General features: G+C 67.8%; 12 protein-coding genes. 4 read left to right on the forward strand and 8 right to left on the reverse strand.

The features are described 5' to 3' along the window. Nucleotides 1–241: 241 nt before the first annotated feature. The 7 genes from WG922_RS10020 to WG922_RS10050 all read right to left on the reverse strand — a co-directional run bounded on the left by WG922_RS10020 (nucleotide 242) and on the right by WG922_RS10050 (nucleotide 6,666). Entirely contained in the window at nucleotides 242–670 is a 429-nt protein-coding gene (locus WG922_RS10020; protein WP_340282423.1) for a barstar family protein, read from the reverse strand. A 48-nt stretch (nucleotides 671–718) separates the two neighbouring features. After that, entirely contained in the window at nucleotides 719–1,108 is a 390-nt protein-coding gene (locus WG922_RS10025; protein ID WP_340282424.1) for a ribonuclease, read from the reverse strand. A 175-nt stretch (nucleotides 1,109–1,283) separates the two neighbouring features. Further along, a complete protein-coding gene (locus tag WG922_RS10030) occupies nucleotides 1,284–3,596 on the reverse strand; it encodes an NADP-dependent malic enzyme (RefSeq protein WP_340282425.1) in 2,313 nt (770 codons plus the stop codon). Between the two features lie 172 nt (nucleotides 3,597–3,768). Further along, nucleotides 3,769–3,999: a DUF2061 domain-containing protein gene (locus tag WG922_RS10035; protein WP_340282427.1), complete on the reverse strand. Its 231-nt coding sequence runs from the start codon at nucleotides 3,997–3,999 to the stop codon at nucleotides 3,769–3,771. A 134-nt stretch (nucleotides 4,000–4,133) separates the two neighbouring features. After that, complete coding sequence (locus WG922_RS10040) at nucleotides 4,134–5,519, reverse strand: aminopeptidase P N-terminal domain-containing protein (RefSeq protein ID WP_340282428.1); 1,386 nt, start codon at nucleotides 5,517–5,519, stop codon at nucleotides 4,134–4,136. Next, nucleotides 5,516–6,268, reverse strand: coding sequence for a nucleotidyltransferase family protein (locus tag WG922_RS10045; protein WP_340282632.1), 753 nt, complete (start codon nucleotides 6,266–6,268; stop codon nucleotides 5,516–5,518). The genes WG922_RS10040 and WG922_RS10045 overlap by 4 nt, the downstream gene beginning before the upstream one ends. A gap of 35 nt (nucleotides 6,269–6,303) precedes the next feature. Then, nucleotides 6,304–6,666 carry an S-adenosylmethionine decarboxylase family protein gene (locus tag WG922_RS10050; protein WP_340282429.1) on the reverse strand — a complete coding sequence of 121 codons (363 nt, stop codon included), beginning with the start codon at nucleotides 6,664–6,666 and terminating at the stop codon, nucleotides 6,304–6,306. A gap of 129 nt (nucleotides 6,667–6,795) precedes the next feature. Here WG922_RS10050 and tkt point away from each other — a divergent pair, with 129 nt between their 5' ends. Continuing rightward, nucleotides 6,796–8,826, forward strand: a complete 2,031-nt coding sequence (tkt, locus tag WG922_RS10055) for a transketolase (RefSeq protein ID WP_340282430.1) — start codon at nucleotides 6,796–6,798, stop codon at nucleotides 8,824–8,826. A 32-nt stretch (nucleotides 8,827–8,858) separates the two neighbouring features. Beyond that, nucleotides 8,859–9,860: a type I glyceraldehyde-3-phosphate dehydrogenase gene (gene gap, locus WG922_RS10060; protein ID WP_340282431.1), complete on the forward strand. Its 1,002-nt coding sequence runs from the start codon at nucleotides 8,859–8,861 to the stop codon at nucleotides 9,858–9,860. A 161-nt stretch (nucleotides 9,861–10,021) separates the two neighbouring features. Here the strand turns inward: gap and WG922_RS10065 are convergent, their stop codons facing one another. Then, entirely contained in the window at nucleotides 10,022–10,498 is a 477-nt protein-coding gene (locus tag WG922_RS10065; RefSeq protein WP_340282432.1) for an FKBP-type peptidyl-prolyl cis-trans isomerase, read from the reverse strand. Between the two features lie 41 nt (nucleotides 10,499–10,539). Here WG922_RS10065 and WG922_RS10070 point away from each other — a divergent pair, with 41 nt between their 5' ends. Together WG922_RS10070 and WG922_RS10075 are read left to right on the forward strand one after the other, a co-directional pair. After that, nucleotides 10,540–11,181, forward strand: a complete 642-nt coding sequence (locus WG922_RS10070; RefSeq protein WP_340282433.1) for a ProQ/FinO family protein — start codon at nucleotides 10,540–10,542, stop codon at nucleotides 11,179–11,181. Nucleotides 11,182–11,369: 188 nt separating this feature from the next. After that, nucleotides 11,370–12,014 (forward strand): hemerythrin domain-containing protein, encoded by a 645-nt coding sequence (locus WG922_RS10075; RefSeq protein WP_340282435.1) that lies wholly within the window; start codon nucleotides 11,370–11,372, stop codon nucleotides 12,012–12,014. Nucleotides 12,015–12,047: the final 33 nt, after the last annotated feature.

Raw genomic sequence — 12,047 nt, forward strand, 5'->3', positions numbered from 1 at the left:
GAAAAAAAGCCCGGGGAGCCCGGGCTTTCGTTCAATGCGCTGTCGGCTCTCGCCGATCAGGCCGCCGCCAGCCAGTAGCCGGCGTTGAAGGGGCTGCTCATTCGCAGCGCCAGGGGCGAGACATCGACCAGTTTGTCGGTCGGCATCTTCTCGCCGTTGTCGGCGACGGCCGCGGGGGCCGGGCCGGTTTCGCTCTGAGCCTCATTCGCCCGTTCTGCTTGGCTGGTGTGTGCAGAACGGGCTACAGAAAAGAATAGAAGCACCTGAACGGTATCTTCCGGTCGGACCAGTAGTCGGCCGTGTCGCGGAAGATGTCGAGCAGCTGCTCGCGGGCTTCCTTGTCGAACTTCGCGTTCGCGGGAATCTGCTCCAGCACGACGACGAAGCCTGGCTGCGGGCCCGACTTGTGCACCGGGTCGGTCATGCAGTCGTACAGCGCGTCGAAATTCTTGCCGAAATGGGTGGGCAGCATGAACTGCTGCGCGATGAGGTCCAGCACGTCCTGCTTGCTCTGGGCCGCTGCCAGGTTGGCATACAGGAAGTGGTGCCCCAGGGCGCTGGCCGCATCCTGCAGATCCTGCACGCGGTAGGCGCGAATGGACTGCACGATGTTGCTGCGAACGCCCTTGAGGGGGGTTTCGCTGACGTCGGGGCGAAGGGATTTATCCATCTCCGCGTTTCTTTCCATGTTCAAGAACAAGTCCCGCTTCATTCGGGTTCACTCCACAATTTTGCGAAAACTGGCGTAATGGTCGGCGGTGTAGTAGCAGGCATGGGGCGTGCGCACCGGGCCTCCACATACGATGCGCCGGGCTCCCCGGTCGCGTGATCCTGGCGTCTTCACGGTGTACTCCCGGTAGTAGCCACGCGTGCCTCGCGGCAGCAGCCTTTCGCGGTTTCCGAACACCGTGCCGTCCTTGGAATACGGGAACGGCCCGCCCTGTCGAATCAACTCGTAGGTTTCACGCCCCTGGCGCGGCAACTCGATCAGCGAGATGCTGTCCGGGGTGCCTGCCGGCTCCACCGGGGTCCTGGCGTTCGTCGGGCCGGTGAGGGCCGCCACAAACAAGATGCTAGTAAGTGCAAACTTGGCTGCGACACCGCGCATGAACAGGACCTTCTGGGGTGACCTTGGGACGCAAAACTCTCCGGGAAAACCCGAAAAATCAAGTGCGCGAGTGTGAACGATCCGGTGGCAAAACGCAAGCCGATGCCCAAAATTTGGGCAGGCAGCATGGCCTTTGCACGGCGCTCTGAGTTAGCGCCAGCTATCGCTCGATGCGTTACCTGCTCGCGTTCGCATCCGCCACTGTCAGGGCTGTCATGTTGACGATCCGGCGCACCGTGGTGCTGGCCGTGAGGATATGCACAGGCTGAGCTGCTCCGAGCAGCACCGGGCCGATGGCGATGTTGCCGCCGGCAGCCGTCTTGAGCAGGTTGTAGGAGATGTTGGCGGCGTCGATGTTGGGCAGCACCAGCAGGTTAGCATCCCCGGCGAGGCTGCTGTTGGGCATCAGGCGCATGCGGGCCGCGCCATCGAGCGCCACGTCGCCATGCATCTCGCCATCGGCTTCGAGCCAGGGCGCCTGCAGGCGCAGCAGGTCCAGCACCTGCCGCATCTTGGCGGCGCTGGGCTGGTTGCTGCTGCCGAAGTTGGAGTGGGACAGCAGGGCCGCCTTCGGCTTGATGCCGAAACGCATCATCTCCTCGGCCGCCATGACGGTGATTTCGGCCAACTGCTCGGCGCTCGGGTCGTAATTGACGTGGGTGTCCACCAGGAAGATCTGCCGCCCCGGCAGCATCAGCCCGTTCATGCAGGCGTAGGTGTGGCAGCCGGCGCGGCGGCCGATCACCTGGTCGATGTAGCTCAGGTGCAGCTGGGTCACGCCCCAGGTGCCGCAGATCATTCCATCGACCTCGCCCTTGTGCAGCAGCATCGCGCCGATCAGCGTGAGCCTGCGACGCATCTCGATCTTGGCCATCTGCACCGTCACGCCCTTGCGCTCGGTCATGCGGTGGTAGGTCTGCCAGAAGTCCCGGTAGCGTGCGTCCTGCTCGACGTTGACGACGTCGTAGTCGATCTGCTCGCGCAGGCGCAGCCCGAACTTCTCCACGCGGGCGGCAATGACCGCGGGCCGGCCGATGAGCGTGGGCCGGGCAATGCGCTCGTCCACCACGATCTGCGCGGCGCGCAGCACACGCTCTTCCTCGCCTTCGCAGTAGGCGACGCGCTTCTTCGCGGCCGTCCGGGCGGCCGCGATGATGGGTTTCATCGTGGTGCCGGAGGCGTAGACAAAGCTCTGCAGGCGTTCGCGGTAGGCGTCCATGTCCGCGATCGGGCGCAGCGCCACGCCGCTCTCGGCGGCGGCGCGGGCGACGGCCGGCGCGATCTTGATCATCAGCCGCGGATCGAAGGGCTTGGGGATCAGGTACTCGGGCCCGAAGGCGAGCTGCTGGCCGGAATAGGCAGCAGCGACCACCTCGCTCTGCTCGGCCTGAGCCAGCTCGGCAATCGCGTGCACGGCTGCGATTTCCATCTCCACGGTGATCGTGGTGGCGCCCGAATCGAGCGCGCCGCGGAAGATGTAGGGGAAGCACAGGACGTTGTTGACCTGATTCGGGTAATCGGTGCGGCCGGTCGCGAGGATGGCGTCGGGGCGCACGGCGACCGCTTCGTCAGGGGCGATCTCCGGGTTCGGGTTGGCCAGGGCCAGGATCAGCGGCTTCGGCCCCATCGAACGCACCATGTCGGGCTTGAGCACGCCGCCCGCCGACAGGCCGAGAAAGATGTCGGCGCCTTCGATGACCTCGGCCAGCGTACGTGCCGAGGTCTTCTGCGCGAACTGGATCTTGTCCTCGTCCATCAGCTCGGTACGACCTTCGTAAACCACACCGGCGAGGTCGGTGGCGAAGATGTTCTCGCGCGGCAGGCCGAGCTTCACCAGCAGCTGCAGGCAGGCAAGCGCCGCGGCGCCGGCGCCCGAGGTGACCAGCTTCACCTCCCCGATCTTCTTGCCCACCACCTTCAGGCCATTGATGATGGCCGCGCCGACCACGATCGCGGTGCCGTGCTGGTCGTCGTGGAAAACCGGGATCTTCATGCGCTCGCGCAGCTTGCGCTCGACATAGAAGCAGTCCGGCGCCTTGATGTCCTCGAGGTTGATGCCGCCGAAAGTCGGCTCGAGTGCGGCGATGACATCGACCAGCTTGTCCAGGTCGTGCTTCTCGTTGATCTCGATGTCGAAGACATCGATGCCGGCGAACTTCTTGAAGAGGACGCCCTTGCCTTCCATCACCGGCTTGGCGGCGAGCGGCCCGATATCGCCCAGACCCAGGACGGCCGTGCCGTTGGTGATCACCGCCACCAGATTGCCGCGGCTGGTGTAGCGGAAGGCGTTGGCCGGATCCTTGACGATCTCCTCGCAGGGCGCAGCGACTCCGGGTGAATAGGCGAGCGCAAGGTCGTGCTGGTTGATCAGCTGCTTGGTGGCCTGGATGGCGACCTTGCCGGGCGTCGGAAACTCGTGGTATTCGAGGGCGGCCTGGCGCAGCAGTGCGCGTTTGTCTTCCGGCGGAGCCGGCGGGGTGGCGGTCATGTGAGACGTCTCCGGCAGGCACGGGCGCCACGCGGCTGCGGCCGTGCTGTTCTGTGGTCGCGGATTGTAGACCCCGCCTTGCGCGGCCTCTTCGCGGCCCCGGGGCTGGCCTTCGGGGCTGCTGCGGCGGCTGAGGACATCAAGAGCTCAGGAGCTCAGGAGCACTCCAGCTTCAGGCGGGCACCGGCGGCGCGGCACCTCGGTCTGCACGCCGTTCCCACGCCTTCTCGTGAAAGAAGAACGCGACGGCCTGCACCGCAGGCTCGATCAGGCTCAAGGTCAGCGAGACCATGAGGTTGCCGGTTACCGCATAGGCCACGAGGATCGCGACCATCATGTGCAGGAGCAGGTAGCTGGCCGTCTTGCGGAGCGTAGGCAGTTGGGCGAGGGCGATGCGGGCCATGGTGTCGTTCGTGCAGCGTTGGAGACTGCGCAAATGATAGGCATTCGCAATGGCCAACGCGAATTGAATTTCCCTTGGCTATCGATAGCGTTCATGCCTCCAGGCCGCGGCTCTGGCGCAGCTCACATGTGGCGCTAGCCGCGCATCAGCGCTTCGATCTCGTCCGGGCGCACCGGCACGTCTCGCGTGATGAGCTCGCACCCCCCCTCGGTCACGATCGCATCGTCCTCAATGCGGATGCCCAGGTTGTGGAACGCTTCGGGCACGCCCTCGCCGGGCCGCACGTACAGGCCGGGCTCGATGGTCAGCACCATGCCCGGGCGCAGGATGCGGCTCGGCCGGTTGCGGATCGTTTCGCCCGACAGCGGGTCCTTGCGCTCGCTCGCCTCTGCCGCCTCGCCCGGTTCGACGTAGCTGCCGCAGTCGTGCACGTCCATCCCCAGCCAGTGGCCGGTGCGGTGCATGTAGAACTGGAAGTACGCGCGGCGCTCGATGACGTCCTGCGCGCTGCCCACCTTGTCCGGATCGAGCAGGCCGAGGTCGAGCAGCCCCTGGGCGAGCACCGCCACGGTGGCGTCGTGCGGATCGGTGAAGCGCGCCCCGGAACGCGTGGCGGCTACGGCGGCGTCCTGCGACGCCAGCACGAGTTCATAGAGGGCGCGCTGCGCTCCCGTGAAGCGCCCGTCGGCGGGGAAGGTGCGCGTGATGTCGCTGGCATAGCCGTCGAGCTCGCAGCCGGCGTCGATGAGCACCAGTTCGCCCGGGCGCACGGGTGCGGCATCGGCGCGGTAGTGCAGCACGCAGGCGTTCGCACCGGCAGCCACGATCGAGCCGTAGGCCGGGTATTGCGAGCCGCCGAGGCGGAACTCGTGCAGCAGTTCGGCGTCGAGGTGGTACTCGCGCACGTCGAGCCCATCGCGCAGCATGCGCGCGCTGGTGCGCATGGCCCGCACATGGGCGCGCGCGCTGATGGCGGCGGCTCGCCGCATGAGGTCCTGCTCGTGGGCATCCTTGACCAGCCGCATCTCGTCGAGCACGCCGCACAGGTCGCGCTGCTGCTGCGGGCACAGCGCACCGAAGCGCACGCGCGCACGCACCCGCGCCAGCCAGCCGGCCACCTGCGCCTCCAGTCCGTCGTGGATGGCGAACGGAAACCACACGGCATCGCGGTTTTCCAGCAGCCGCGGCATGCGATCGTCGAGCTCGCCGATCGCGTGCGCCGCATCCACGCCGAGAGCCGCGGGCGCGGCCTGCGGACCGAGCCGATAGCCGTCCCAGATCTCGCGCTCGAGGTCCTTGGGTGCGCAGAACAGCGTGCTCCGGCCGTCGCCGGTGATCACCAGCCAGGCGTTGGGTTCGGTGAAGCCGCTCAGGTAGTAGAAGTAGCTGTCGTGCCGGTAGAGGAAGTCGCTGTCGCGGTTGCGCGGACGCTCCGGGGCGGTGGGGATGAGCGCGATGCCGTCGGGCCCGAGGGCGCGGGCCACGCGGGCGCGACGTTCTGCGTACAGGGTGGTGCTCATGATGCGTTCAGTTGGGCCCATCGTTCGGGCGTTCCGACATCGGTCCAGGGGCCGTTCCAGAGTTCGGCCGTCACCTGGCCATTGTCCATGGCGGCGCGCAGCATCGGGGCGAGCGGCAACTTCAACCCCTGCGGGTTGCCGGGCGCAAGCTGCGCGAAGAAGGCCTTGCGATACAGGGCGACGGTCGAAAAGGTATAGCGCTGCGTGGCTTCGTTGAGGGCGCGGCCGTCGTCGGAGAGGCCGAAATCGCCGCGGGGATGCTGCGGCGGGTTCGGCACCAGCCAGAGGTGGGCCAAAGCCGTGCCCGCTGCGAAGCGTTCACGGTCGGCGCGCGCGAAGCCGAACCCCGGCATGAACACGTCGCCGGCAGCCACCCAGAACACCTCGTCGAGCAAGTGCAGGGCACGGACGATGCCACCGGCCGTCTCCAGGGCGCAGCCGAAATCGCGGCCCTCGTGCGAGTAGGCGATGCGCAGCGCCGCGCCGGGGCGGGCGATGTCCGGCGGCGTGCCGTGACAGGCGTGTTCCGGCGCCGCGGTGTCGGGAGGTGGCGCCAGCATGGAGCCGAAAGCCGCTTCGATCTGCTCGCCCAGCCAGGCCGTGTTCACGACCACCTGCTGCACGCCGCCCGCGGCCAGCGCCTCCAGGTGCCACCGCAGGAGCGGCTTGCCGCGCACCGGAAGCAGCGGCTTGGGGCAGGTGTCGGTCAGGGGACGCATGCGCTCGCCGCGGCCGGCGGCCAGCACCATCGCCTGGGCAGGTGCCGCGGTCAGGACGGCGGCGCTCACGTGTCCTCTCCCCGGTCCAGCGAACGCTGCTCGCTCCACTCCGGTGCCAGCGAGGCGATCAAGGCGTCCATGAGCGCGCGCGCCGGGCCCGCGTCACCGTCGGTGCCGAGCGCGTGCACCACGTCCAGCGCCGCGGTGCGGCTCGCGGGATCGGTGCGCACACCGATCTGTCCCTGCGCGAGGAGCACGCAGCCGGCGAGTCCGCCGCCCGCCGCGGCGTGGAACAAATCGCCTTCCGGGCGGGCGGCCGCCGCCTCCAGCAGCTGCAGGCAGACCGCCCGCAGCCGCTCGGGCTCGCGAAGCAAGCGGGGGTCGCAGCGGCAGCGGTACAGGTCGGCAGTGAGGTGGAGAGCGCGCATCGCGGCGACTTTAGACCATGGCCAGGCAGCGGCGGCGTCGGCCGGGCCCGCCGGGCCTCACCGCTAAAATGCCGGGTTTCCCCCGATCTCATCCCCGCCTCTTTTCCGCCTTTTCCGGAGCTGCCCCCGATGGCCAACCCCCTTCAGATGGCGAGCGCGATCCGCGCCCTGTCCATGGATGCTGTTCAACACGCCAATTCGGGACACCCGGGTGCGCCCATGGGCATGGCCGACATCGCGGTCGCCTTGTGGGGCCGCCATCTGCGCCACAACCCGGCCGATCCTGCGTGGTGCGACCGCGATCGCTTCGTGCTGTCCAACGGCCATGGCTCGATGCTGGTGTATTCGCTGCTGCACCTGACCGGTTACGCGCTCCCGATCGAGGAGCTGAAGAACTTCCGCCAGATGCACAGCAAGACGCCGGGACATCCGGAAGTCGGCATCACGCCTGGCGTCGAGACCACCACCGGGCCGCTCGGCCAGGGTCTGGGCAACGCCGTCGGCTTCGCGCTTGCCGAGAAGCTGATGGCGGCGGAATTCAACCGCCAAGGCCACACCATCGTCGATCACCACACCTATGTCTTCGCGGGCGACGGCTGCCTGATGGAGGGCATCAGCCACGAGGTGTGCGCGCTCGCGGCCGTGTGGAAGCTCAACAAGCTGATCGTGGTCTACGACGACAACGGCATCTCCATCGATGGCCAGGTCACGCCCTGGTTCGGCGACGACACGCCGGCGCGTTTTCGCGCCTACGGCTGGAACGTGGTCGGGCCCATCGACGGCCACGACGTCGATGCGGTCGATCGGGCGATCGCCGCTGCGCGCGACCAGCAGGATGCGCCGACGCTGATCGTCGCCAAGACGCACATCGGCAAGGGCTCCCCCAACCGCGCCAACACCGCCAAATGCCACGGCGAGCCGCTCGGCCACGACGAGATCCGCCTGACGCGCGAGCACCTCGGATGGCCCCACGAAGCCTTTACGGTGCCGCAGGAGGTCTATGCCGACTGGGACGCGCGCGAGCAGGGCCAGGCGCTGCAGAACGACTGGAGCGGGCGCTTCGCGGCCTACCAGCAGGCCTTCCCCGAACTCGCCGCCGAATTCCAGCGGCGTGTGCGCGGCGAACTGCCGCAGGATTTCGCCCGCATCGCGCACGAAATCGCCATCGCGGCCGACGCCAAGAGCGAAACGGTCGCCTCGCGCAAGGCTTCGCAGCTGGCGCTCGAGGCCCTCACCGCTGCCCTGCCCGAGCTGCTGGGGGGCAGCGCCGACCTGACCGGCTCCAACCTCACCAACACCAAGAGCACGCCGCCGCTGCGCTTCGACGCGACTGGCGCGCCACAGCGCGACGAGCAGGGCCGCATCGGGCGCCACATCAACTACGGCGTGCGCGAGTTCGGCATGGCCTCGGTGATGAACGGCATCGCGCTGCACGGCGGCTTCATCCCCTATGCCGGCACCTTCCTCACCTTCAGCGACTACAGCCGCAACGCCATCCGCATGGCGGCGCTGATGAAGCAGCGGGTGGTGCACGTCTTCACGCACGATTCCATCGGCCTGGGTGAGGACGGGCCCACCCACCAGTCGATCGAGCATGCCGCGAGCCTGCGCCTGATTCCGGGGCTGGACGTCTGGCGTCCGTGCGACACCGCCGAGACCGCAGTGGCCTGGGCGGTGGCACTGCAGAACGCGCAGCGTCCCACCGCGCTGCTGCTGTCGCGCCAGAACCTGCCCTATGCCCCCAAGGCCACGCTCGAGGACATCCGCCGCGGCGGCTACGTGCTGGCCGAGGCGGCCGAGGTGGGGCTGTCGCGCAAGCCGCAGGCGGTGCTGATCGCCACCGGCTCCGAGGTGCAGCTGGCGCTCAAGGCCCAGGAGCAGCTGGCGGCGCAGGGCGTCGCCGTGCGTGTGGTGTCCATGCCCAGCACCACCGCCTTCGACCGGCAGGATCGTGCGTACAAGGAAAGCGTGCTGCCGCAGGGCGTGCCGCGTGTCGCGGTCGAGGCCGGCGTGACCGACTTCTGGTGGAAGTACGGTTGCTCAGCGGTTGTTGGCATCGACACCTACGGCGAATCGGCGCCCGCCAGCGTACTCTTCAAACATTTCGGCTTCACGCCCGAGAACGTGGCCGAGACCGTCCGCGCGGTGCTCGGACACTGAACGGTTTATCCACTCCAGAACGGGACAAGTTCATGACGCTCAAGATCGGTATCAACGGTTTCGGCCGGATCGGCCGCATGGTGTTTCGCGCCGCGGTCCAGAACTTCGAGGACATCGAAGTGGTCGGCATCAACGACCTGCTCGAGCCCGACTACCTTGCCTACATGCTGCGCTACGACAGCGTGCACGGCCGCTTCGACGGCGAGGTGAGCGTCGATGGCAACACGCTCGTGGTCAACGGCAAGCGCATCCGGCTGACCGCCGTCAAGGACCCGGCGGAGCTGAAGTGGAACGAGATCGGCGCCGAGGTGGTGGTCGAATCGACCGGCATCTTCCTGACCAAGGAAGGCGGCCAGAAGCACATCGACGCGGGCGCCAAGAAGGTAATCATGTCGGCGCCCTCCAAGGACGACACGCCCATGTTCGTCTTCGGCGTGAACGACAAGACCTACCGCGGCGAAGCCATCATCTCCAATGCCTCGTGCACTACCAACTGCCTGGCACCGCTGGCCAAGGTGCTCAACGACAAGTGGGGCATCAAGCGTGGCCTCATGACCACCGTGCACGCGGCCACGGCCACGCAGAAGACGGTGGACGGCCCGAGCAACAAGGACTGGCGCGGCGGCCGCGGCATCCTGGAGAACATCATTCCCTCCAGCACCGGAGCGGCGAAGGCCGTGGGCGTGGTGATCCCCGAGCTGAACAAGAAGCTCACCGGCATGGCCTTCCGCGTGCCGACCTCCGATGTGTCGGTCGTCGATCTGACGGTCGAGCTGAACAAGGAGGCCAGCTACAAGGAGATCTGCGCGGAGTTCAAGGCGCAGTCCGAAGGGCCGCTCAAGGGTGTCCTGGGCTACACCGAAGACAAGGTGGTGGCGACCGACTTCCGCGGCGATCCGCGCACCTCGATCTTCGACGCCGACGCCGGCATCGCCCTGGACGGCACCTTCGTCAAGCTGGTGAGCTGGTACGACAACGAGTGGGGCTACTCCAACAAGGTGCTCGAGATGGTGCGGGTGGTGGCAGGCCGCTGAACCGGCAGACCGACCCGACCACGAAAAAGCGCCCGGCAGGGCGCTTTTTCATTGTTCCTTCGCTTGGTGCAGGGCATCGCAAGGCCGGGGCCGAAGCGCTCGGGGCGCGGGTCCCGGCGGGCTGAAGGATGCGCCGGCACGCATGCCGCCGTGTGCCCTGCTCAGTGGTGGTGCCCGCCCTCTCCATGCACGTGGCGATGGGCGATTTCCTCGGCGCTCGCGGCACGCACCGACCCCACCGTGATGGACAGCTTGAGCGTGCGCCCGGCGAGCGGATGGTTGCCGTCCAGCAGCACCGTGTCACCCTTGATCTTGGTCACCGTGAACGGGTGGGGCTCGCCCTGCGGCCCGGGCAGTTCGAGCTGGCCGCCCACCTTCACCCCCGGCGGGAACTCGCTCCTGGGCAGCGTGCGCAGCAGCGATTCGTCGCGCTCGCCGAAGCCGTCCGTGGGCGCCAGCGTGAGCGACACCTGCTCGCCGGCGCCGCGCCCCGCGAGCGCCTGCTCGATTTTCGGGAAGGTGTTGTCGTAGCCACCGTGCAGATAGGTCATCGGCTGCTTGCCGTCCTGGATCAGCTGGCCCTTCTCGTCCGCGATGCGGCAACGCATCGTGACGACCGTGTCTTTTTCGATTTTCATGCGGGCGATTGTGCCGCCGGGGCGGCTACAGTCGCACCCTCATGAGTGAAACCAAGCCAAAGAACAAGGTGGCCCGGCAGACGGCGCGCCCGCAGCGCCAGACGCACCCGCTGCTGCAGCGCCTGTGGGAGCTGCACCCGCGGCTGTTCGGTGCCCGCTTCCTGCCGCTGAAGCTCGGCATCTTCGAAGACCTGATGGCCCGCCACCCGGATGCCTTCGCGAAAGAGGATCTGAAGCAGGCGCTCGGCCAGCATGTGCGATCGTCGCGCTACCTCGAGGCCGTGGCGCAGGGCGAAGCCCGCCACGACCTCGACGGAAATCCGGTCGAGCCCGTCGCCCCCGAGCATGTGCACCACGCCATCATGGAAATCTGGCGGCGCCGGCAGGTCCGCGACGCCGACAAGGCGCGAGCCTGGGCAGTGGCGCGGCTGGTCGGCGCCGTCGAGGCCTCGGGCCTCGACCGAGAAGGCTATCTCGAGCGCGTGCGCACCCAGGATCCTGCGGCGCTCGCGCTGCTCGACGAAGCTTTCGCGCAGCGGGCCGAGGCCACGGCGCGGCACGAAGCCCTGGTGCGCGCATTTCGCGCCAGCGGCCAGGAGGTCGATGCCTTCGCCGACATGTACGGGCTCGACCCGGCGGTGGTGCGCGAGGTGCTGGCCCGCGCCGAGGCGGCTTCCACCTGAGCTGGCAGGTGCCACACCCCCTGGGGTGACGGGGCAGCCGTGCGCGTGCCCACGTGGCGCGACGGATGTCGTTCGTAACACGTGCGCGGCGTCGTCCCCGCCGTGGTGTCGCATGCGCAGCCGACCTACACCGGCCCTGCCTTCGGGCATCTACAACCGGGGCTCCGAATGACAGGAGTCCCGACGCCATGAATGCCCTCCTCGAGCGCGTGTCGCCCTTCGCGACCAGCATGATCCGCACCGACCATGCCCACGTGCTGACCACCTTTCACCAGTACCAGATCTCGAGCCCGGCGCGCGTGAAGCAGGGTCTGGTCAACACCATCTGCCTCTCCCTCGAAGTACACGCGCAGCTCGAGGAGGAGATCTTCTATCCCGCCCTGCGTTCGGTCAGCGACAGCGAATTCCTGCACAAGGCCGTGCCCGAGCACAACGAGATGCGCCGCCTCATTACCCAGCTGCGCTCGATGGAGCCGACCGATACGCGGTACGACGAGTGCGTCATGGAGCTCATGCGAGACGTCATGCACCACGTCGCGGACGAGGAAACCATCGCACTGCCCGAAGCCGAGCGCGTCATGCCCGAACGGCTGGCGGAGTTGGGCGCCAAGATGGCCCGACGGCGCCTGGCGCTCATGGCGCCGCGCACGGGCGCGATGACGACCAACATGGTGCGTGCCATGCCGGCTTCGTCGATTGCCCTGGCAGCCGGGCTCATGGCCGGCGGCGTCTTGCTCGGCAACCGCCTGCTGGGGTCGCAGCGGCATCAGCGCGTCTCGCAAAGCTTGGCCGATGCCGGGCGGCGGGCCGGCCGGCGCACAGGCTTGTTGTAGGCGCAGCACGACGGGCGAGGCTGCGGCCCTGCG

This window comes from Ramlibacter sp. AN1015 (assembly GCF_037726105.1).
GTDB lineage: Bacteria > Pseudomonadota > Gammaproteobacteria > Burkholderiales > Burkholderiaceae_C > Ramlibacter.